23 protein-coding genes are annotated in these 20329 nt (G+C 42.4%); 14 read left to right on the forward strand and 9 right to left on the reverse strand.

Annotated features, from left to right (window positions below):
* The first annotated feature begins 80 nt into the window (after nucleotides 1-80).
* On the forward strand, nucleotides 81-3095 hold the full coding sequence (locus tag R2R28_RS05625) for a thiopeptide-type bacteriocin biosynthesis protein (protein ID WP_316824730.1): 3015 nt from the start codon (nucleotides 81-83) through the stop codon (nucleotides 3093-3095).
* Here the strand turns inward: R2R28_RS05625 and R2R28_RS05630 are convergent.
* The gene (locus R2R28_RS05630) at nucleotides 3092-3826 is read right to left on the reverse strand and encodes a LytTR family DNA-binding domain-containing protein (protein WP_316824731.1); all 735 of its coding nucleotides are present in this window, start codon (nucleotides 3824-3826) and stop codon (nucleotides 3092-3094) included. The two genes, R2R28_RS05625 and R2R28_RS05630, sit on opposite strands and share 4 nt — an antisense overlap.
* Complete coding sequence (locus R2R28_RS05635; protein ID WP_316824732.1) at nucleotides 3823-4692, reverse strand: sensor histidine kinase; 870 nt, start codon at nucleotides 4690-4692, stop codon at nucleotides 3823-3825. The genes R2R28_RS05630 and R2R28_RS05635 overlap by 4 nt, the downstream gene beginning before the upstream one ends.
* A gap of 498 nt (nucleotides 4693-5190) precedes the next feature.
* Here R2R28_RS05635 and R2R28_RS05640 point away from each other — a divergent pair, with 498 nt between their 5' ends.
* Both R2R28_RS05640 and R2R28_RS05645 read left to right on the forward strand, forming a co-directional pair.
* On the forward strand, nucleotides 5191-6339 hold the full coding sequence (locus tag R2R28_RS05640) for a hypothetical protein (protein ID WP_316824733.1): 1149 nt from the start codon (nucleotides 5191-5193) through the stop codon (nucleotides 6337-6339).
* A gap of 287 nt (nucleotides 6340-6626) precedes the next feature.
* The gene (locus R2R28_RS05645) at nucleotides 6627-6896 is read left to right on the forward strand and encodes a helix-turn-helix domain-containing protein (protein ID WP_316824734.1); all 270 of its coding nucleotides are present in this window, start codon (nucleotides 6627-6629) and stop codon (nucleotides 6894-6896) included.
* A 331-nt stretch (nucleotides 6897-7227) separates the two neighbouring features.
* Here R2R28_RS05645 and R2R28_RS05650 read toward each other — a convergent pair whose 3' ends face one another.
* The gene (locus R2R28_RS05650; protein WP_316824735.1) at nucleotides 7228-7503 is read right to left on the reverse strand and encodes a hypothetical protein; all 276 of its coding nucleotides are present in this window, start codon (nucleotides 7501-7503) and stop codon (nucleotides 7228-7230) included.
* Between the two features lie 263 nt (nucleotides 7504-7766).
* Here R2R28_RS05650 and R2R28_RS05655 point away from each other — a divergent pair, with 263 nt between their 5' ends.
* Nucleotides 7767-8033, forward strand: coding sequence for a hypothetical protein (locus R2R28_RS05655; RefSeq protein WP_316824736.1), 267 nt, complete (start codon nucleotides 7767-7769; stop codon nucleotides 8031-8033).
* Here R2R28_RS05655 and R2R28_RS05660 read toward each other — a convergent pair.
* Together R2R28_RS05660 and R2R28_RS05665 are read right to left on the reverse strand one after the other, a co-directional pair.
* Nucleotides 8030-8800, reverse strand: a complete 771-nt coding sequence (locus tag R2R28_RS05660) for a hypothetical protein (RefSeq protein WP_316824737.1) — start codon at nucleotides 8798-8800, stop codon at nucleotides 8030-8032. The two genes, R2R28_RS05655 and R2R28_RS05660, sit on opposite strands and share 4 nt — an antisense overlap.
* Before the next feature lie 12 nt (nucleotides 8801-8812).
* Entirely contained in the window at nucleotides 8813-9454 is a 642-nt protein-coding gene (locus tag R2R28_RS05665) for a Crp/Fnr family transcriptional regulator (protein ID WP_316824738.1), read from the reverse strand.
* A 157-nt stretch (nucleotides 9455-9611) separates the two neighbouring features.
* On the opposite strand from R2R28_RS05665, the gene R2R28_RS05670 reads away from it, so the two are divergent.
* The 4 genes from R2R28_RS05670 (at nucleotide 9612) to R2R28_RS05680 (ending at nucleotide 12571) form a co-directional block, all read left to right on the forward strand.
* A complete protein-coding gene (locus R2R28_RS05670; protein WP_316824739.1) occupies nucleotides 9612-10265 on the forward strand; it encodes an RteC domain-containing protein in 654 nt (217 codons plus the stop codon).
* A 20-nt stretch (nucleotides 10266-10285) separates the two neighbouring features.
* Entirely contained in the window at nucleotides 10286-10441 is a 156-nt protein-coding gene (locus tag R2R28_RS29130) for an RteC domain-containing protein (protein ID WP_410479160.1), read from the forward strand.
* Nucleotides 10442-10935: 494 nt separating this feature from the next.
* Nucleotides 10936-11784, forward strand: a complete 849-nt coding sequence (locus tag R2R28_RS05675; protein ID WP_316824740.1) for an RteC domain-containing protein — start codon at nucleotides 10936-10938, stop codon at nucleotides 11782-11784.
* Between the two features lie 118 nt (nucleotides 11785-11902).
* Nucleotides 11903-12571 (forward strand): hypothetical protein, encoded by a 669-nt coding sequence (locus R2R28_RS05680; RefSeq protein WP_316824741.1) that lies wholly within the window; start codon nucleotides 11903-11905, stop codon nucleotides 12569-12571.
* 74 nt (nucleotides 12572-12645) lie between these two features.
* Here R2R28_RS05680 and R2R28_RS05685 read toward each other — a convergent pair whose 3' ends face one another.
* From R2R28_RS05685 to R2R28_RS05700, 4 genes are all read right to left on the reverse strand, one after another.
* Nucleotides 12646-13239: a GIN domain-containing protein gene (locus R2R28_RS05685; RefSeq protein WP_316824742.1), complete on the reverse strand. Its 594-nt coding sequence runs from the start codon at nucleotides 13237-13239 to the stop codon at nucleotides 12646-12648.
* Between the two features lie 684 nt (nucleotides 13240-13923).
* Nucleotides 13924-14460 carry a hypothetical protein gene (locus R2R28_RS05690; protein WP_316824743.1) on the reverse strand — a complete coding sequence of 179 codons (537 nt, stop codon included), beginning with the start codon at nucleotides 14458-14460 and terminating at the stop codon, nucleotides 13924-13926.
* 11 nt (nucleotides 14461-14471) lie between these two features.
* Complete coding sequence (locus R2R28_RS05695; RefSeq protein WP_316824744.1) at nucleotides 14472-15194, reverse strand: hypothetical protein; 723 nt, start codon at nucleotides 15192-15194, stop codon at nucleotides 14472-14474.
* 120 nt (nucleotides 15195-15314) lie between these two features.
* Nucleotides 15315-15914 carry a GIN domain-containing protein gene (locus R2R28_RS05700; RefSeq protein WP_316824745.1) on the reverse strand — a complete coding sequence of 200 codons (600 nt, stop codon included), beginning with the start codon at nucleotides 15912-15914 and terminating at the stop codon, nucleotides 15315-15317.
* A gap of 670 nt (nucleotides 15915-16584) precedes the next feature.
* Here R2R28_RS05700 and R2R28_RS05705 point away from each other — a divergent pair.
* The 6 genes from R2R28_RS05705 (at nucleotide 16585) to R2R28_RS05730 (ending at nucleotide 20320) form a co-directional block, all read left to right on the forward strand.
* Nucleotides 16585-17532 carry a toprim domain-containing protein gene (locus R2R28_RS05705; RefSeq protein WP_316824746.1) on the forward strand — a complete coding sequence of 316 codons (948 nt, stop codon included), beginning with the start codon at nucleotides 16585-16587 and terminating at the stop codon, nucleotides 17530-17532.
* 64 nt (nucleotides 17533-17596) lie between these two features.
* Entirely contained in the window at nucleotides 17597-17986 is a 390-nt protein-coding gene (locus tag R2R28_RS05710) for a hypothetical protein (RefSeq protein ID WP_316824747.1), read from the forward strand.
* Between the two features lie 59 nt (nucleotides 17987-18045).
* Nucleotides 18046-18969 carry a relaxase/mobilization nuclease domain-containing protein gene (locus R2R28_RS05715; RefSeq protein ID WP_316824748.1) on the forward strand — a complete coding sequence of 308 codons (924 nt, stop codon included), beginning with the start codon at nucleotides 18046-18048 and terminating at the stop codon, nucleotides 18967-18969.
* Nucleotides 18970-19025: 56 nt separating this feature from the next.
* Nucleotides 19026-19661 carry a hypothetical protein gene (locus tag R2R28_RS05720; protein ID WP_316824749.1) on the forward strand — a complete coding sequence of 212 codons (636 nt, stop codon included), beginning with the start codon at nucleotides 19026-19028 and terminating at the stop codon, nucleotides 19659-19661.
* Nucleotides 19662-19679: 18 nt separating this feature from the next.
* On the forward strand, nucleotides 19680-19997 hold the full coding sequence (locus R2R28_RS05725; protein ID WP_316824750.1) for a hypothetical protein: 318 nt from the start codon (nucleotides 19680-19682) through the stop codon (nucleotides 19995-19997).
* Nucleotides 19994-20320: a DUF4134 family protein gene (locus R2R28_RS05730; protein WP_316824751.1), complete on the forward strand. Its 327-nt coding sequence runs from the start codon at nucleotides 19994-19996 to the stop codon at nucleotides 20318-20320. The genes R2R28_RS05725 and R2R28_RS05730 overlap by 4 nt, the downstream gene beginning before the upstream one ends.
* Nucleotides 20321-20329 lie beyond the last annotated feature (9 nt).

Here is a 20329-nt window from a genome sequence, read left to right on the forward strand (position 1 = left end):
AATTATGAAACAAATTAACGGGGATTAGAAAAGTTAAAACAGTATGAGATGGGTAGTATACCCTTTAAAGCGATGAAGAGATGAAAGAAAGTAAGTCTACAGTTTACCGGTTTTTACCACAGGTATTTTTAAGGGCACCTTATTATAGCTTTAGCGGTTATGATCTTTCGCGGTTGCCGGAGGTACTTCAGGAACAGGCTTTCCGAAATGCAGTATTTTTAGCAAGCGCCGAGTTTTATTCCTTGCTTGAAAAAAAGGATTTTGATTTTAATAAATTAGCGGATAAGGAAAAACATACCCTTTATAAGTATTATAACCGGATGTGCTTCCGGTCTACGCCTTTTGGAAGCTTTTCCTCCTTTACTTTACTCCACTGGGGAAGTGGCGGTCAGGTCAGGCTAGCCGGAAGCGGTGAGTCAATCCTCCATTTATTGCCTGACCAGAAATTTTTGAGAAAATTGAATATCAGGGCGAAGTCTGATCTGTCAGACAGCTTAATGGTCAACCCTGCGCTGTACCGGTTTAATGACGTTTTCCGCTATACCAAATCATCTTTAGATGATAAGGGACGGTTTAGTTTTTCTTTGGAAGGGATTGCCGCCGTAAAATTTAATATACAGCTCTTTTCATTTTTATCGTCAAAAAAGGTTTCAAAAAAATTAGTGCTGAGCTGGATTGTGCAGCATGCTGAATGTTCAGCAGAAGAAGCGGAAGACTACATCCGGTTTCTGCTGGATGCCGGAGCTGTTTTCGGTGGCACTCAAGGTAAAGTAATCAGTGATGAGGTCATCGAAAACCTATCTGGCTTACCTGGCTGGAATGATTTCTGGAAAAATTACACGATGATTCCCTTATCAGCTGAACAGTCCCTTTCCGCTCTGGCCAGGGATATCGGGAAAATTGCAATGGAAGATAAACCTTTGGGGCAGCCATTTTATTCGGCACTGGAAAGGCCGAACAAGGGTGGAGGACCAGATCGTGCTGAACAGGTGGAGCTGTCTAAAGCTGTCGATGTACTGCAATTATTGTCAAATGCTGAGCAGCCTGCTGACCTGTCGCGTTTTATTCGTGATTTCCGTGCTCGTTTCGATCAGGAAAAGGTGCCTTTGCTGCTGGCCTTGGATCCCGATGGAGGACTGCATTATGGTGATATGGAACCCTCCATGCCTGACCAGGATATCCTGGGAAATATCCCCTTCCCTAAGCCAGAAGAAGAAAACAGGACCCTTGGTTGGCATGTTTGCCAGCAGTTTATCTTTAAACTCTGGATAGGGGACACCCTTCGCGATCCCTGGTCGCCCCTTCAGATCAGCGAAGATGATGTGATTAAACTAAGAAATCATAAAAAGGCAGTATTGCCTTTGCCCCAGACGCAGGCGCTCATGTACCGCTCGACGGGTGAGCACCTGATCATCGAAAGTTCGGGAGGTGTCACTGCCACTTCGCTGATTGGAAGGTTTTCCTGCTTCAGTGATTCGGTACACCAGTTTTGCTTTGAGCTTGCCGCAAAGGAAAGTACTTCAAACCCGGAAGTTGTTTTTGCCGACATCGCCCAGCAATCCGATAGCCACGTTGACAACATCAATCGTCGTAAGCCCATTTATTCATTCGAGATACCCCTGAATGTATTTTCTTCACAGCCAGTTGAAAACCTGGTACTGCCAAGCGAACTCATGCTTTCTCTTTCAGGAGGGGAATTGATATTAGAGTCGTCTAAGCTTAACAAAAGAGTCATTCCACGTCTAGCGACAGCTTATAACTTTCGAAATAACCATTCGCCGGTTTTCCGGCTGTTGTGTGATCTGCAATTCCAGGGCATACAGGCAGGACTTTCATTTAGCCTGGAAAATTTTTTTCCGGGACTGACTTTTTATCCTCGGGTCTGCTATGGAAAGGTGATTTTCTGTCTTGCGAAATGGAATTTTAAGGAATCAGACCTAGCGCTTTTATCTGATGGGGATAATGCTGATTCCATTAAAGCCTTGGATGAGTTTCGCAAAAAACACCACCTGCCCCGGCATATCACGATAGGGGCAACAGACCAACAGTTGGTTTTTGATTTGGCCAATACCAGCGAGGCAAGGTTTTTCCTGCAATGCATTCACGGTTTGAAGCGGGTAACCATTCATGAATATTTATTGCCTGACCGGTCCGTACTGTCTGGTAAAAAACCACTTGCGGGGCAAATGATTGCCTTTCTTGCCCATGAAAATATTGTTTATAAAGCTTCACAAAAGGAAAGTACCAATGTGTATGTTGAAAAGCAACGCGACTTTTTAATGGGGAGTAACTGGCTTTACCTTAAAATTTTCTGCATTCCGCGCGCTTCGGATGAAATCCTAAGCAAGGTTATTTTTCCGTTCATTAAAGGGCAGAAAAAGCGGATAAAAAAGTGGTTTTTCATCCGCTACACCGATAAAGGCTATCACCTGCGTCTGCGCATACAGGCGGAAGAATGTGATCTTGGCGCGATACTCGTAGCTTTTCGTAAAAAGATTGAATCATCCGGACATGACAAGTTCATCCGGGATCTCCAGGGAGATACCTACCGGAGAGAAATCGAACGCTATGGGGCGGGTCTCATTTCGCATGTTGAGGAACTTTTCTGTGCGGGAAGCCATCTTGCTGCCTTTGCATTAACTTTAAAAGGGAACCATTCCTTCCAACTTAGCGAGTTTGAACTGGGCTTACTAACTGCTTATCGCATGGTCAGCAGCTTTTTCCCATCTCTAGCTGATTCCCATGATTACCTTGGTAATGTGACCGATCAGTTTATGGCGGAGTTTAAGGCAGATAAATCGCTGAAGGTCGCAATGGATGAGAAATACAGGGAGAATAAATTATTGATAGCGGACTTGCTGGAAAGTAACAGATTATCAAAGCATCTCTCGCCGCTGTTAAAGTACATGTTAGTTTTAAACGAGCTTACCAAAAGCTATTCAAAAGGTAAAAAAATGGAGCTATTGGCAGACCTGGTGCATATGCAACTGAACCGAACTTTTTCCTCTAGACAAAGGCAACAGGAATTGCTCGTTTACTATTGCCTGCAAAAATTTGCTGGTTCAAGTTTGGCCCGCGAGAAATCTTCAGTCTAGTGATCACTTTTGTCTCTTTTGCTAATGAGTAAAGTCGGCTGTATTTTTTCCCGGAAGGCAGTGCGGAAAGTCCCGCCAATCGGAATACTCACCTCGCTTAGCCTTATCTGCGCATATTCTAACGAATGAATAGCTGCATGGTTGACGATATAAGACTGATGAATCCTGGAAAAACTCTCAATAGGCAGCTTGGAAAGGACTTCAGTTAAAGTGAGGTAAGTGGTTACTTTTTCATCATTCATATGGATGATGATGTAGTTGCCAATATTTTCTATATACAGAATATCTGCGATAGTGATCCGGTTAAATTTTCCTTTAATGTTGCTCTTGACGAAAAAGAAGGGGCTAGCTGTGACTTGATTAATCTTACTGGTGAGATTTGAGCGTACTTTGGTAACTGCCTTTAAAAACCTGGCGTAATTGATGGGCTTTAGCAGGTAATCGACTGCATTTTTTTCAAATGCCTCAGGTGCATACTCCCGGTAGGAAGTTGTGAAAACAATATTACTCGCTGAGCCTATAAGGTCTGCTACATCGAGACCATTGAGTTGGGGCATATCGACATCTAGAAGTACAATGTCGGGAGTTGGAATAGTGCATAATTCTTCCAGTGCTAAAAGTGGGTTGGTGGAGCTGCCGACAAGTTCCAGGCCTGGAGTTTGATGGACGTACTTATCGAGTACTTCAACTGAATGATATTCATCATCAATGATATAGCAAGTTAAGCTCATAATTTAAGGGTTAAAGTGAGTTCGTAAAATTCCCCGGACTCGATGATTTCCAGCTTGTAATTGCCTTTATAAAATGAATCCATGCGGAGCCGGATGTTTTGTAGACCTAATGCTTTTCGCTGACGGGGACGTCCGTTCTTTGATTTATTTAAGTTCCTGCTGTAAAAAGTTAGTTTTCCAGTTTCATCCATCGTTAATATTAGTACAGCTGTAGACGTAACTTCGGTCAGGTTCCCATGTTTGAACAGGTTTTCTGTCAGCGTGAGCAGGATCAGCGGAATTATTTTATAACGGCTGAAATCACCATGCACTTCCAGCTTAAGGTATAGAGGTTCTGTAAACCGGTAGCGGTTGATTGCGATGAGGTTTTCAATCTGCTCAACTTCTCTATCAAGTTTTATTTTCCCATCGGAATTTGCTTCTTCCAGACTAAAACGCATAATCTCAGAAAGGAGCCAGATGCAATGAGCGGCGTCATCGGAATATTTTTGTGCGCTGTTGTACACGAAATTCAGCGCGTTGAAGAGCATGTGCGGATTGATTTGTTGTTGCAGGTAGGCATTTCGGGACTTGGTAAGCTGTGCTTCTAACTCTGCCTTTTCCTTTTCTATGATTAATTGTCGCTTTTCAGCTTCTGTAGCCTGGCTCCTGTAATTAGCAATATGTTTTGCAGACCAGTAAAATGTTCCCAGTAAAATGAAGTAGAAAGCCCGTGCAATATTTCTTGGAAAAAATGTTCTAATGAAAATTAAAGGATCATAGGGCATAGGTTGCGGATTGCCCAAGAAATAATCCGCGATACATTTAACTACAAGAAAGAGTACTATTAAGCTCACAAATGCTAAAAAGCCCGTAACGTATCTCAATTTTGCACCATTAAACGTGAAGTTTAACAATCTGATATATAAATAAAACAGAGATAGATTTATTGAATAAAATACAAAATAAATATAGGGTCTTTCTAACGATCCAAGATGATAGTAGATGAACGTTAATTCATAGGTAATGAAAAGTATCCAGCAGGTAACATGAACAATAAATAACTTTCGAGCTATTGGGCTTAGTTTCGCTTTTATCAAATTCATTATCATTCCTATAGTTTTAACTCCCAAATCAATCGAATCTGTAATAAATTACTTGATTAATATATACAATCTTAAATTAACATAAAAATTAAATTATGATGAAATCAAAAAAACTTCCGCAAAAAAGCACACAGCTTCTTAACCACTACAGATCTTTTAAAAGTGAGAATAGATGGACTCAAACTGATACCACTACGGTAAATACCACAGTCATTTCAAGTAGTCATATTTTCAACCGATAGAAGAACATGAATAATGCACCAGGAAAATTTTTTGGGTATGCTTAAGAATGAGCTGAAGGATATAGAAGAATTTTTAATTGAGCAAGAATGCTGCTATAGCAATTATTCAGCTTTAATTAATCTTGAAACTCGCTTTGGTCAAATCTATAAAGCATGGGAAGAAGCAATATTTTGCAATACGCCAGAGGAAACCCTGGTGCGTTATTTTCATTATCATCTTGATATTATATCAACCATCTCCAATACATTATCTCATTCCCACGATGCTGAAACAAATATACTTCTCCAAAATGAACTTTTAGTACTTATAGACCATCTGCGAAAATACTATTCCAGTTATTTCAATGAAGATGCGATTGTCCCTATGACTTATCATCAACGTTTAGTTTCCCAGCTTACCGGAGATATTTGTGCTATACGGAAAACGCTGAAGTCAATCGACTTAGATCCTTCTCTTATGGGCTGCCTGTTAGAATGGTTCAATGTAATGTATGAGAGTAGTGGAGAAGTAAGATTTACCTTTCGATCATTACATTATTTCGGATATATTATTCACCAATTAGGTTCACTCGATTATGATTCGGATGAGGCGGAAAAATTACTGGTTTCTCTACTAATTCGCTCAAATTTCAATAACCTATCTTTTTTTGTTTATTACCAGAATACAATCAGGAATGCCCTTTGCGATTTTAGAGATACCCACGAAAGACTTAATTATTTGGTTGAGCAGAAAGTAGAAACTGTATCATCTCCTGAAATTAAAAACATAGCTTATGACCCCTCATGGCCTTCAATAAAAACCATGTTAGGAGATTGGTTGACCGAAGAAATTCTGATGACAGAAAAATCTTTGTGCAAGGGGAGTAATGTTACTGTTCCTAAGGTACCGCTGGAAATGTCAGTTGCTCACCTGTCCTGCCTGATTCGTTTACTGTACGAAGAAAGTGTTTTTGCTACTCAAAATCTTCAGTTCATTTTCAAATGTTTCGCTGGTCACTATCAAAGTAAAAGACAAGCTGTCATTTCCCCTGGAAGCCTTAGCAAAGAATTTTATAGTATTGACCAGCACACTGCTGCGCGCGTGCGGGATTTGTTACAGCGGATGGTTCTGCGGATCAACCGTAATTTTTTTCCTATGGCCGTTGCAATAAATACAACAGTCCTCTCTTATCTAAGTATGCGCTGAGTTCCCCCAGCCAGTTATAGCTAAATCCTTCTTTTTTTATCAGTCGTTCAGGCACAACAGATGTGATGTCTTTTAGTGTGCTGAAATGCATTGAACTACAAGCTTTACAGAATTCAGTACTAAAACCGAGTCTGTCAATAGGGGTCTGTAATAATTCCTCTTTTTCCATATTTTTTTTATATCCGCAGCTTTATAAAGATAATAAATTTGTTTCTAATAAGATGTATCTGTTGAGATGTTTCTTTTTAGAGGTACCTCTCGCGCATCATTTTGGTTTACTTTACGTTATGAGTAGAGCCAAAAACGACGAGGATAGCGAAAAAGCAAAGCAAGTTTTGAAATTGGTTGGAGAACGAATTCGTTCTCTCAGGGAAGCGAAAGGGGAACGGAACTATGAAAAATTTGCTTTTAAACATGACCTTAACCGTACCCAGCTCTGGCGCTATGAAAACGGGGAAGATTTGTATTTCTCATCTTTGCTGAAAGTGCTTTTAGCATTGGATATTACCCTTGCTGAGTTCTTTAGCGAAGGGTTTGATCAATCTGCTAAGTCGTAGCATAGAGAGATATAAGCCTACAACAATAAAAGACCGAAACTAATCTATCTTATTAATTTTATTCTTTTAATATCTTTGCTTATCCAGTGTTTAAGTGGTAATTCTAATTGCTCGCAATGACTAATCATTCACCTGCACCCCTTTTCCAAAAACCTAAATGGTTTATTGGTTCATCAACGTTACCCAAATTTTAAAGCCAGTCTTTGAAAACGGAACTAGCGGCCATTTTTTATGAAATACCCAAGGTTATCTCCATAATTAAGGGTAAACTCAGCAACTTCCTCGTAGTCATAATAATTTACCTGCTTGCAAAAATTGATTATATCTTCATTTAGGCTTCTTTTAAGGTAATCAGTTCCAGAACGATCAATGTGATCCATGGTTTAGAATTTCGGGCGATCTCGGTAATTAAACCTTTTTCTAAAGAATATTTAGCAAACGTGGGTTTTCTATCACAAAAGAAGTGATTGACCACTCCTTTATGTGACGCTACAGATCCTAGAAACAAAGGAATAAAGCACGGCGGGCGGGGATACCAATAATCTGATAAACTGTTATAATCATCCAAGTTTGGAATTTTAACTTTTTGATAAATTAATTTCTTCAAATCGCATCGATAATGCTTAGCGTATTGATAATCTTGTTGATTTCCCTCATTATTCAAATATCAATTAAATTAATTTTATTGTATTGACTCCGCAGGAAGTTAACTGATGTGTAAATTTTTAATTTAAAATATGCCTTTGCATAGTTTAGATAGGTATACCTGCGGCTTTTGTGTAAAATTTAAGCTTCCCGTTTTATTCAATTCGCTCATGCCTGTATTTTTGCGGAAATCATTCCTCTCACATTAGGATATTTAAATTAACGATGAAAAAATTAACACTCTTTAAAGGCAGAGCCAGAGCTTGCCTAATCTTATTGTGCCTTTTTCTGGCGCAAGGTTGTAAAAAGGATTTACTTCAGCCAAACTCTAACATTTTAGAAAAATCGATTTCCATTGAGGAGGCAAAGACCTATTTTGATACTCATCTACGTACTGCTAACAGACCGCAAAAGCTAATGTCAACCTCGGCGCCTGGTAGAGTATTTACAATGGAGGCAATGATCCAAAATAAACAGCCGCTTTGGGATTAACTTCCGCTACCTCCATGCTGTGGTCCGGATGGATCTCCTCCTACGCCATCATAGTATCCGCCTCCGCCACCGCTGCCACTGTCATCGAAATACGTGGTAGAGCAGACTTTGGTGGAGTGTACGGTAAAGTCTCCTTCTGCATCGATATAGTAGTCTTGTAGCCAGTTGCAGGTTGCCGGTGCGTAGAGCATGAGTTTTCCCTGTGCTCCGCTAAATGGATTGACTTCTTTTAGTGTTTGGTTTGCCTGGGTAATTTGGTCTTGCTGTGAAAACTGCTGAATGCTTCCAACCGGTTTGCCTTCGCTGTACAGCCTGCCGCCGGTTAATTTATAGTTCAGGTTATATTCGAATACCCGGCCGGTAAAATCGGATGTTTTGGCTATTTGTTTTTTCTGCAGGTGAATGGCATCAGGGATTATTTCCAGTATTTTGGCTTCGATTTTTTCGGTTTTCTGGTTTCTCAATATGATGAGTTGTCTATAACCTTGTTTAATGTTTTGATAGGTGGGCTGTCCTTTAAGCAAGATGGTAAATTTATTGCCTTCTTTTGTAGATTCGCTTTTCGCAAGTTCCCAGTCGATCTTGATTTTCGCAATTGCCTTGCCGCTATCGGGATCAATGCCGGTAATAAATTCTTTTGCATCATGCAGGGGCAGGGTAATTTTTTTAGCTGGGTTTGTTGATAATGGATCGTCGCTGATTTGTTCCTTATGGCATGCTGATATCAGGAGTATGAATGCGATTATTATTTTAAGTTTTGAGCTCATATTGTTAATTTCTTACTTAAGAATGAATGACGGATTTTGCGCTTTTTGTGTCTGGTGACACATTTTTAGTTTTTTACGCTTGATCCTGCTCAGGGTTTCCCGGGAAATTCCGAGGTAGGAGGCGATATTATGTTGACTGGTTTGCTGCTGGATATCCGGATGCTGTTCGAGCAGTTTTTCGTAGCGCAGGATTGGGGTCTGGGTACGCAGAAAAATCGCTCTTTCCTCGCTCATGATGTAGTATTTCTGCGTCACGATCCTGCCCAATAGGTTTCCTTGTGGGAAGTCCGCATAGTAGGCATTTAACTGTTGCCAGCTTATTGATTGCAGTTTGCATTCCTGAAGGACTTCAATATACTCATGGGCGGGTTTTTGGGTGAAAAAGCTGTAAACAGAGATCATCAGGTCACCTTTTCCCATGAACCAGGTGGTGCATTCTTTTCCATTCTCGTCTAAGAAAAAGGCACGTAAAAAACCGTTGCGGATAAAATATAATCTTCTTGAAATTTCACCCGGCCTGAGCAGGAGGTGTTTGCGGCTAAAATTCTCGGTGATTGCTTCCTGGTTGACCCGGTGCTGCAAGGGTGCGGGAAGGGGTGCGATAAAGCTGAGCGTTTCGAGTAAATCGGCTTCATCAATGATTTGTTTGTGCATAGGTTGTCGATTGTGTCACAAATCAACTTTTTAGCGCACTTACCTTGATAATATTGTCCCGTCGGAAGGATATTATTTTAAACGGCCTTTGTGTCCTTTTATTATCTTCTGTTGGATTGACGCTTTTTTATTTTATTTCTTAACTAAAAAAAATGTTATGGGCGGTATTAAAAAAAATGAGGTGTTGCGCTTGGTGGAGCAGATGGATAAAGATGTCAGGAGGGTTTATGTGGCGGAAATTACGCCGCTTAGCCGGATGAGGGCGGTGGTGCTTTTGGTAAGGAATGGTTTGGCGCAGCTTTCCCAGGTGGTGGAAAATGGTTTTGCGGATAGTGGAGAGGAGATTTATTTCTTTAAAACGTTGTGGCCCTCGGTGATGGGCTGGCAGTTTTATGCGGCGGACCGTTTTGCTATTGAGCTGGCCAGGCCGGAGGATGTGGTGGAAAAGGTGTTGGGTTATCTAAAAGGGGAACTGGGGCTGGCCCAGCAGTTGTTTTCGCGGTATCCTTTGCAGTATGCTTATTTCTGCCAGGGGATGGATGAGCTGGACGGTAGGTATTTTGTGCATTCAGGTGAGGGTGGGGGTATGCTTTTAGGGGTTGGGTTTGATGCTGGTGATGGTCTTGCCCCGCCCTGTACTGATCTGTGGGCAAGGTTTATGGCGGCGGAAAGGTTGAGGGATTATCTGCTTGCGGAGCTGATGCGCTTAGAGCTAGGTAAAGGCGAGACGGCGGGGTCACCGGATCAAGGTAAGCTTGCCGTAAAGGCTTGTGAGAATGCGATGGACGGGGGAGAAGGTGAACCTAATTGAGCTGGCGTATTCGCTTTTTTGTGTCGGGCCAGATTGAGAACGGTAAGGTGGGGATTACGGAGTTTTTTGAGCGGATGGGGAGGTGTTTTGAGATTGATTTGGGGATTCCCAAGCGTGGTTTTGATGACTTGAGTACGAGGAAGCGGCTGAGCAGGACTCATTTCCTGGAGTTGTAGCAGAACGGGCTGAACAGTAAATTTGATGATGCGGATGCTTTCGATCCTGGGAAAGGCAGGTTTTAATGGATGAAAAAAGGGATAATCAGATTAATGATTACCCCAATTTAAATTAACGCTCTCCTGGCTTTCGCCGGATGTAAGGCTCTCACCCCTTACTTATACAAGTATAAAGAAAAAAACTTTTTGAATTTTATTTAACTTATGATTCTCTGAATATTCTTTTTTATCTTACGAATACAAGTCCATCACTAGGCATTTATAAGATGCCCGCTAAATATTGAGCTTATCAAATGATTAACCGCCTGTTTCATTTTTTATCATTGACTAAACCTCGTTAAGGGAATTGTTAACATTCGTTTTAACCATGTTCTTGCTGATATCCTTCAGTTGGGCCAGCTGGTTTTTAAATTGACGCTTCTCATATTGACAGATTATCGATTTACATACCATGATGGAAATTTCTGTTATGGCTAACCAATTATTGTGCTGATATGATCAAAAAACTATCTTCTGCGCTTTATACCAAAATGAAAGCAGAACTTGAAAAATTCAATGATGACCAGATGGACAAAATGGATATGCTAAAAAATGCTGTACTAACTGTCCATCGCTACCTCGATGAGCTAAAGCAGATCATCGAAAAATATCCGTTTGCTGATGAAGATGAAGAAATCTGGTTTTTTAAAACAGAAAAACCAATGTTTTACCGTTGGCTGATCTTTTACACCGAACTGCTGAATATCGATTCCACTAGGCCACTAGGTGAGGGTAAGCGTCTAAATGATCATTACCGTGAACAGGTGCGCTACATCAACCGTTTTCTCCGCTCGCATGAATTTCAGTATCAATATTTCCGGCTGGGTAACGACGAACTTGACCACCTCTTTTTTTTACGTGGCGCATCATCAAAAGACATTCGCCTGAGTTCGGTGCCTACTGTTGATCCCTCCTTCGGTACCGGCCATGAATACCTATTTTCAAAGTTCCGGGCCTGCGAGCTCCTACAGGATTATTTAAAAAGAAAGTTGTCGGCTCGCAAGGGGTTAACAGCAGAAAATGCTGTCGTGGGCAAAGCCCGGATGAAGTGGACAGGGGAAAGCCTTAACCTGATAGAAATCCTTTATGCACTACATGGTTCGGGACAGATCAATAATGGCAGGGTAGAGCTTTCCGAGATTGCAGCTGCCTTTCAACAGCTTTTTCAGGTTAATTTAAGCCGGTATTTCAGGCGTTTTGCGGAGATCAAACAGCGCAAAGGAATGAGCAAGACCAGGTTTTTGGACCAGATGCGTGAAGTGTTGATTAAAAAAATAGAAGAAGCGGACGCCTATAGGCCTTAGTAGGGATGTTCAGCTAAATTTTTAAACTGAGACCTTTAGCCGATTATTTTTATTGAAGATGTAGCGGAAGGTATAATCTGTCCGTTTATAGCCATAAGACCAATACCTAACCAATTCAATGAAAAAACTATTACCGATGATGTTATTGCTGATTGTCATATCGGCATGTAAAAAGGAAAAGCAGGGCGATTATTCTGAATCGATTACTATGGGGGAAAAATGGGGTATCAAGATCGGCAGTACCCAAGCTGAGGTATATGCACAGCTACAAAAAGCTGGTTCAACGCTTGATTTTCAAAACGTTGCCATTTATGGCCGCAAACCTTACAGTACCCCTGAAAAAGTAGCAGAAATTATTCCATTTTACTATGCCTTGACTATTTACAGTAATAGTGGGACTTTAGATCGTGTGGTATTTCTGTTTAGTGCTGATAAAATTCAGGAGATTGCCACCGGCAGTGGACTGACTACAGGGGTTGCTAAATGGCCGGATGGCGCTGCTGATGATACAGCGATCAAGGTAGATGACCCGGTTAGTGCAATAGGGGCTAAACTGTTGAAGATTCACCAGTTGCCGGCTTATGCCAGCTATGGTTTTGTACTTTCTGATAAGCCGTTAAACAAACCTTATGATGTTGATCTGAATAACTATAATGACTGGCAATTTGTATTTTCAGATTTTGTGAGCTCAAGTGTTAGCGGAACATCAACGGTAAAACTGCATTTTAATGCAGGCAGGCTCGAAAGGATGGATCACGACTACCGTGAAGCGCAGATTTTTAATTGATAAATCAAAAAAAAATAAAAATGAAAAGGCGGCAAAACTTATATTTTGCCGCCTTTTATATATCAGTGAATAAATTATTTTGCCAACGATGCGATTTGCAACGATTGAGGAGTGTTCATCTCTGTTTTTAAAGCTGCAAAACGATCCAGATTAAGTTTTTGTGTTTTTCCCATTACCAGAATGTGGTTTTGCGTAGCACCTTTCAACTTTAAATCAGAATTACCTTCGATTACGGTATAGATACTCTCGGTATTTGAGTTGATTTCCACCATTGCATTTTCTTTTAAGAATACCTGAAGGTATTTGGTGTCCAGTTTACCTGTTGTTTTTACGACTGCGTTTTCAGATGCCTGAACCCTGTAAATATTTTTCACATAAACAGTAACTTTTGCAACCTCTTTACTTTCTGAGGAAATTTTTAGAGTATATCCATCCTGGATTGCTTTTACCTTTCCGGCATTATCATCATTATAACTTATACCTTCTCTCGGACCCTGCACCAATGTTACCTCCACATTTCCACTTACTGAAACTTTACTGAAGTTACTAGGCACTGAAACTTTTGTTGGTTGTTTCTCATCGGCCAGTACGTTTGTAGTAAAGATGGATGATGTTAAAACCATTGCTGCTAAAAGAGATTTTGTTAGGATTTTGATTGAGGTTTTCATAATGCTGTTATTTATATGTTTAATAATATTTTGTTTCTGTTTTTGTAGATAAGACGCCGTCGAAGTCAAAACGTTGCACCCAAAAACAGGGAATTATACCAACACATAGAAATTCTCGACCAATGGCCATTTAAATCGGCCGAATGGTGGAATTATTTTTTACATGTTTATATATAGTGTTGGGTACAGGCTTTTATTTACCGGAATTGAATTGAGGGTAATGACCAGCAGGAATATTAATCTGCTATTGGTTTATAACCTCAGGACAGTTTTGCTCAAGAGGGAATTGATGGATACACGCTCTTAATAGTGAGCCTTCCGGTTGATGTATATACCGTTTATCCTCCTTGTGAACAGTATGTTGGAGATCTTTAAAAACCTCAACACGCAACCGGCTTTCACTTTTTAGTTTGCCGCAGGTACCAGCAGGGATTCCGCGGAATAAGGAATTAACCTTTAGCGTCCCTTGGGATAATAAGGTTTATTTTAATTTTCCACCTTGAGAATATCACTTAGGCGCTCGCATTTATTACTGTAGGGACTGTCTGGATACAAAAAAGAAGGTCATGATTTGCAATGCGTACGCTGATAAAGGGAATTGAAATAATTTTTAAAGGCCTGGTCATCTTGAATTTATCGTCACCGGGGAATTTAGGATATGCATAATCCTGTTGCCTCAGCCGATCAATTGATTTCTATCACGTAAAAATTCAACGCCATTTTGTTCTTTGGCCTATATGTCGAATCGTCACTCACTGCCTTATCAAGGAATTGCGCTTTATTATATGCTACTATGGTATTATTCAAGGAATCTTTGATCTGGAGTTTGAAGTCCTCGGGAAAATAAATGCTATCTCCCGTTGATATTGGTAGCATATACTCAGATGAGTGATAAGCCCCGGTTGTAACATTTAGTGTATCGCTGATTTTTTTTAACTCTTTTCCATCTTTAAACCTGAAGGAAATGATAGCCAGATGGCTATATGGGGTGAGGTTCTTTATTGAAAGCCACTTGCTCCGCGCAGCCTCTTCTGCGGCCCTTTCCCTTGGATCAGTTGAGTTGTAAAACAGAAAAGCAGCAATTGCGATTAAAAGCCCAAATGCCCCTAATACCAGTGCTATTGAAGCTAATATTTTTACCTTTAGTGATTTATTCCTTAAAAAAATGAAATTAAAAAGGAAAATTATAATTAAAACGCTGATTAGAAAAGCACCGGTCATTGCATTAGGTTTTATCTGTTAAATTCAATTAGGCTGTCTTTAGGCAGGTCATATTCATATAGCTTATCCTGCCCGTTATCGTAATAAAGCCATTGTATGGTATTGCTGTGGTGCGCTGATATCCCCGAAATCCCGATAAGTACATATTCCCTACCTTCCCTGGTCTGGGGCTCTATGGAATAATCTATTTCTTCACCATTTTTAATCAATAACTCAAGCAGTTGGTTTTTCGAACCTGCCACATAATATTCAACCACCATATAAAGTTTATCCAGATAGGATTTAGTGTAATTTTCTTCCTGCGGCCAGTGGTACTTCAGGATCTTATTATAGGTTTTTCTGAATCTGGAAACCTTTCCATCCTGCAGTTTTTTGACTGAAATAATCTTTTCTGCCAGTTGTGGTGTGTCACCATCACCAGCGATATAAATGGTATCGGTCTTCCATACAATCGAGATTAGATCCCCCCTTAACAAGCCTCTATCATCATTGCTCTCATTAATAAAAGACAAGGTTTCATTCTTTGTGCGGGCCATGAGCTGAAAATAATCACCATCATCATTATAACCCACAAATTCTGCAATGGTTATGTTCGCTAGCTGCATTTTAGCTGCCTTTGTTCGCTCAACTGCTTTTTTTGCGGTACCGCCAGTGATGGGCTTATTCTTTTTTTCCTTATCGGAATGGCATGCAACAAAAGTGAGTACAAATAAAATTGTGCAGAGGTTTTTCATTATTCGGGAACGCTAGTTTCTTTTCCGGTTGATTTGTAAATATATGTTTTGAAAACGAAAAATCAGCGTATAAAAAAAGCGACAGAACTTTGTCGCCTTTAAGATATGAAAAGAGGGTTTCTATTTGGACAAAGCTGCAGTTTGAACAATGCTTGTCGGTGGTGTGCTGACCTCTGTTTTAGAGGCGGCAAATTTATCCAGGTTCAATTTTGGGGTATTTCCCATTACCAGATTGTGGCTTAGGGTAGCACCGCTTAATTTTAAATCAGCATTGCCTTCTAATACAGTAAACAAACTTTCGGTTTTCGAATTGATTTTCGCCACCGCGTTACCGGTTAAAAATACCTGGAGGTATTTTACATCAAGTTTACCACTGGTATTTACTTGAGCTTGGTCAGATGCCTGAACACGATAGATGTTTTTTACATACACTGTGATTTTTGCCAAGTGGTTGTCGGTTGAAGTAATTTTCAATGCCGATCCATCTTGCACTACTTTTACTTTTCCGGTATTGTTCTCCGAGTAGGCCACACCCTCGGTTCCGTTCTGGATCAGGGTAACTTCTACATTTCCACTTACCAATACCTTATCGAAGTTTTTTGGGGCGGAGGTTTTAACAGGCTCCTTTTCAACTGCCATCACGTTTGTGGTAAAGATTGAGGCGCCTAAAAGTAAAGCTGCCATTAAAGATTTTGCTGAGGTTGAGAATAAATTTTTCATAATATTTTTGTTTATATCTTAATTAATAACTTGTGATTGTTTGATAATGAGACGCGCTCATCTGTCAAACGTTTCACCCTTTCCCACCATATTATACCAACTCAGGGAAATTCTCGACCAACAGGTTTTAATACCGGCCGAAAAACAGTTCATTCTCAGATCCAATAGGCTCTTAAGGGCTTATCCTAGCCATGATCTTGTGAAAAAATAAATTCCTGTATGCTTCTCTTTGCAGGTTTAAAGCTCGTTTTTAAGTTAATCGTTGGGTATTGTCATGGGTATTGTCAAAGAAAAATCCACAGAAGTCAAACCTTTGTCCATCCGCTCCGCCGCCTTTGAGCTACAGAGCGAGGGCAGAGCTCTTTGACGTATGGGAATGAAACATTATCCTGCTAGCGCAGGAAATTTTGCGAAGCTTTGAGATAACCTCAAAAAGGCGAAAACGCATTGGCAGGTCCATGGGGCCCGTTTTGTATAAAATGACGTTGGTAGTTCCGAAAAATAAATATCCCCATGAGCTTGTCTTTTTGGGGAACCGGGCAGGCGCTTTTGCGTTGTGCCCTTTTTTTTGTCGTTTTTTTTAGCGCTGTTATGCCCTTTGGTACCTGCCCGCTTTTTTCTGGTAATAATAAAACGCACCTGGAATTCCTCCCAAAATTACTAATAGCATATGCAAGAGAACAAAATTGACCTTCAAGCACTAAAGGAAGAGACCAACCTGGTTCTGCTCCTCTCAAACCTAGGTTTTCAACCCAGTAAACGTTCGGGCGGAGAACTTTTTTATCTCTCCATGCTCAGGGAGAACGATACCTCGCCATCCTTCTGCGTCAATGAGAAGTTGGGCATCTGGTATGATCACGGGCTTGCAAAGGGAGGGACCGTGGTCGATTTCGCGCTTGCCTATTGGCCCGGGCTTGATTTCCGCCAGGCAATGGAAAAGCTCATTTCCCATGCCGGGGGCACCGGGGGGCAGCCGATAATGGTACTTCCCCAGCAGACCGAGCTGCCCATGCGACACCCTTCATATCTTATCCGGCAAACAAGGCCGATTGGTAGTAAGGCTGCAATCAGTGATTTTCTCTTCAGCAGGGGGATCCTCAAGGTCGCAGCACCCTATATCAGGGAGGTATACTATAGCGTCAAAAAAGAAGGTGGAAAACGTATGGAGCTCTTTGCTGCAGGTTGGCAGAATGAGCTGGGGGGATGGGAGGTGAGGAACAAAAACTTTAAAGGCTGCCTGGGCAGAAAGTCAATGAGTTTTATCCAAGGCAGCAGTACTTCTCTGTCTGTTTTCGAGGGCATGATGGATTTTCTGAGCTGGAAGACAGACTATCCACAGGCGACTTCCAGCGCATTGATCCTGAACTCGGTTGCCTTTTTAAATCCTGCTATTGAATTGGCCGGGAATTATGCCAACCTGGAAATATATTTCGACCATGATCTTTCGGGAAGAAAAGCCAGTGACGAATTTCTCAAAAAACATCCCCATACCATTGACCGTTCGCAAATCTACCGGGGATACAACGACTATAACGAACTGATCCAGCACACCAGTAGCCAAAGAAGGGCAGCGCCAGGGCAGATGGAAAATTTCCACTTGAAAAAGAAATCCAGGTAGCCTGCCATTCCTTCAACCAGCAGAAAGTAAACTTTACATTCATTAACCATTAAAAAAACTAGTTATGGCGAAAAGAAAAGAAGGAGGGCACCGGGCAAACCTTGTCAGGTGTTACCTGAATGATAATGAGTATCGAAAGTTCCGTGCCTTAGCCGCAGCGCTTAACCTCAACTCATCAGACCTCATCAGAAGGGAGGTCGTTCATGGCGGCCTGATCGAAGCAGATCCAGGCAAGCTGCTGGCCCTTTTTGGGTGTATCGGCACCGAGCTTGGCGCTATCCGTGCGCTGCTGGGCGAAATCAGAGAAGGTTCAGGCCTGTTAACAGGGATGGACTCAGGCTCTCTGCTGCGCCTGGAAAATTCCATGGAAACCTTTCACGCCTCGCAGGAATCCCTTTTAAGGCAAGTCAGGTCAATCATGCAGCGGCTGGACCTTAAATCAAAACCCCTATAAGCGCAATGATTGTAAGACTTTTTACCACCTCAAAGGGATTTCCCGCCATCCGCTATAACATGGAGAAGGTATCAAGGGGGGAGGCCGAGCTGCTGTGCTGTAAAAACCTTGAAATCCTTGACGGCTTCGATCGGTTAAAGACCGCTGACCTGGAACATTATTTTGGCGCGGTGGCCTCGCTGAATTCCAGAAGCCGGTATGACCAGTTCCATGTGGTGCTTTCTGCCCGCGGGGAGAGCATGGACCGTGCGGGCTTTGCCCAAGTATCACATGCCTGGATGGAAGCGATGGGGTATGCCAGCCAGCCTTACCTGGTTTTTTTTCATAGTGATACCCATAACGCTCATGTGCATATCCTATCAACCGATGTGCGACTAGACGGCTCAAAGATCTCAGATCAGTTTGACCGCGTGCGGGCGATCGGGCATCTCAACAAGATCTGCGGGATAGATGAGCAGGAAAGTTTTAAAAGAGACCTTTCACGCCTTCTGGCATACCGTTGCAGCTCTACCGGTCAGCTAAAGACTCTATTGGGAAATTGCGGATACCGTTTTTTCCCCTACCGGGGCAATTTTCTGATCCGCCGTTACGGAAAAACGCTCATGCGCATCAATGCCTCCGCCCTGCAGGCCCGTCTGGACGAATCTTTCCGGGACCTGCAGGGCAGCGCGCGGATCAAAAGTGTCATTTTACGCGCGATGGATACCCATAGCGCAAAGCCGGAGCCCATCTATCAGCAGACAAGCGGAAAACAGTGGCGCAGGATTTCGGGATACCGCTCGGACCTTGCAGATTTTCTGCTGGACAGCGAGGGACTTGAAATCTGTTACCATTTTTCAAGGACCGGGGTTACCGGCCTAAGCCTGATCGACCACCGGGACCGCCGGCTGTTAGATGCAGAGGAAATTATGCCCCTATCCCTGTTTCTGGACATAGGCCTGCCCTCAAATCAACATTCCCGGCCGATTTTTTCGGGCAGGTAGATACAGTACCGGTAAGATTTTAGCCGTAAGGGACACTTAAAAAACAACATTTTTTTATGGTTATAGGGATTGGAAACACTAAGGCCGGCACGGGCAAAAGTACCCTGGCACTGCTGCTTGCCAGCTACCTGGCAGAAAAACAAAAAATGAGCGTTTATCTTTCCGGCAGGGAAGACCGCTGGACACTTGGATGGTTCGGGGAACGCTCGGCCCTTTTGGAGCACGCCCCCCCTTTTGAATACCTGCCCTGTGAGATAAGGCTGATGGGTGCACTAAGAGAAAAGCTGGGCGCGGGCAATGACAGCTATATCCTTATTGATCTGCCTTCGGATTTGCAGCACACCGAACTGATAGCGGTCATTGCAGGACTGGAATTACTCATCTGTCCATTCTGTTATGATGGTCCCACACTTAATGCGAGTATCTATTTTGCCAGCCTGGCCCTGCGGATCAGGCCTTCACTGCGCCTGTTGTTTGTCCCCAACCGTATCATCCAGGGTGCGGGCTATCCTTTAAAGGAACAGGCTGATAAGGTCCTGCGGCAAATCGGCTCATTATCCACGGCGATCCCTTCGCTTATCGGTTTCCAACGGATCAGCTCAATGCTGCTTCCCGCCGGACTTCTGGAAAGCTGTGGCGCAACCTTGGATCTTATCCATTCACAATACCTGTGTAAAAGTAAAAAACGGTAAACCCTAAACTTATTTTATATGATCAACCCAACCCACTTTTTCTATGGCATTTCTGTCCTTTATTTTTTTTATTATTTTTTTAACCTGCTTTTTGACCTGTTGGTTTCCAGCTCCCAGGCCTCCAGGGCGGATGCCGTGCTGATCGATCTCCCCTCATTTGAAGAACCTATAGATGCCTCGGCGATAGATCCCGGTGGGGCAGAGCCCGAGGCCGAGGAGCCTGAGCGTTACCTTAGCTCGGGATCCATTAGCACAAGCGGAGGGGTTTCCATCGAGGAGATTATCGGACTTGCAGAAGGGGATGCCATTTTACTGACCAACCAGATCTCATCATGAAGTTTACGCGAAAGGCTAAGCGGGGCAGCAGGGCTGCCGCGATGTTGTTGTCGATGCTCTGCCCACTGCAGTGCATCGCGCAGAGCCCACCGGGGATCGGGGAATTTTATCAGGCGGGCAAGGAGATACAGGGTTTTTACTACAGCTTTTCCGACCTAAGTATGGTGCTGGGGGCCATCATGGGGCTGCTGGGTGGACTCAGGGTCTACCTTAACTGGCAGACTGCCAGGCACCATATCGATGCCCAGGTTATGGGCTGGTTATTCGCCAGTCTTTTTCTTTTGCTCACCGGGGTCTTTCTGCGTGGGCTCTTTGGCCTTTAGGGGCTTATT

The sequence above is a fragment of the Pedobacter miscanthi genome, from assembly GCF_032678605.1.
GTDB classification, from domain to species: domain Bacteria; phylum Bacteroidota; class Bacteroidia; order Sphingobacteriales; family Sphingobacteriaceae; genus Pedobacter; species Pedobacter miscanthi_A.

What these genes read in the sequence shown, in the direction of transcription:
- R2R28_RS05625 (WP_316824730.1), top strand. Translation starts at nt 81, where the DNA reads ATGAAAGAAAGTAAGTCTACAGTTTACCGGTTTTTACCACAGGTATTT.
- R2R28_RS05630 (WP_316824731.1), bottom strand. Translation starts at nt 3,826, where the DNA reads ATGAGCTTAACTTGCTATATCATTGATGATGAATATCATTCAGTTGAA.
- R2R28_RS05640 (WP_316824733.1), top strand. Translation starts at nt 5,191, where the DNA reads ATGCTTAAGAATGAGCTGAAGGATATAGAAGAATTTTTAATTGAGCAA.
- R2R28_RS05645 (WP_316824734.1), top strand. Translation starts at nt 6,627, where the DNA reads ATGAGTAGAGCCAAAAACGACGAGGATAGCGAAAAAGCAAAGCAAGTT.
- R2R28_RS05655 (WP_316824736.1), top strand. Translation starts at nt 7,767, where the DNA reads ATGAAAAAATTAACACTCTTTAAAGGCAGAGCCAGAGCTTGCCTAATC.
- R2R28_RS05660 (WP_316824737.1), bottom strand. Translation starts at nt 8,800, where the DNA reads ATGAGCTCAAAACTTAAAATAATAATCGCATTCATACTCCTGATATCA.
- R2R28_RS05665 (WP_316824738.1), bottom strand. Translation starts at nt 9,454, where the DNA reads ATGCACAAACAAATCATTGATGAAGCCGATTTACTCGAAACGCTCAGC.
- R2R28_RS05670 (WP_316824739.1), top strand. Translation starts at nt 9,612, where the DNA reads ATGGGCGGTATTAAAAAAAATGAGGTGTTGCGCTTGGTGGAGCAGATG.
- R2R28_RS05675 (WP_316824740.1), top strand. Translation starts at nt 10,936, where the DNA reads ATGATCAAAAAACTATCTTCTGCGCTTTATACCAAAATGAAAGCAGAA.
- R2R28_RS05680 (WP_316824741.1), top strand. Translation starts at nt 11,903, where the DNA reads ATGAAAAAACTATTACCGATGATGTTATTGCTGATTGTCATATCGGCA.
- R2R28_RS05685 (WP_316824742.1), bottom strand. Translation starts at nt 13,239, where the DNA reads ATGAAAACCTCAATCAAAATCCTAACAAAATCTCTTTTAGCAGCAATG.
- R2R28_RS05690 (WP_316824743.1), bottom strand. Translation starts at nt 14,460, where the DNA reads ATGACCGGTGCTTTTCTAATCAGCGTTTTAATTATAATTTTCCTTTTT.
- R2R28_RS05695 (WP_316824744.1), bottom strand. Translation starts at nt 15,194, where the DNA reads ATGAAAAACCTCTGCACAATTTTATTTGTACTCACTTTTGTTGCATGC.
- R2R28_RS05700 (WP_316824745.1), bottom strand. Translation starts at nt 15,914, where the DNA reads ATGAAAAATTTATTCTCAACCTCAGCAAAATCTTTAATGGCAGCTTTA.
- R2R28_RS05705 (WP_316824746.1), top strand. Translation starts at nt 16,585, where the DNA reads ATGCAAGAGAACAAAATTGACCTTCAAGCACTAAAGGAAGAGACCAAC.
- R2R28_RS05710 (WP_316824747.1), top strand. Translation starts at nt 17,597, where the DNA reads ATGGCGAAAAGAAAAGAAGGAGGGCACCGGGCAAACCTTGTCAGGTGT.
- R2R28_RS05715 (WP_316824748.1), top strand. Translation starts at nt 18,046, where the DNA reads ATGGAGAAGGTATCAAGGGGGGAGGCCGAGCTGCTGTGCTGTAAAAAC.
- R2R28_RS05720 (WP_316824749.1), top strand. Translation starts at nt 19,026, where the DNA reads ATGGTTATAGGGATTGGAAACACTAAGGCCGGCACGGGCAAAAGTACC.
- R2R28_RS05725 (WP_316824750.1), top strand. Translation starts at nt 19,680, where the DNA reads ATGATCAACCCAACCCACTTTTTCTATGGCATTTCTGTCCTTTATTTT.
- R2R28_RS05730 (WP_316824751.1), top strand. Translation starts at nt 19,994, where the DNA reads ATGAAGTTTACGCGAAAGGCTAAGCGGGGCAGCAGGGCTGCCGCGATG.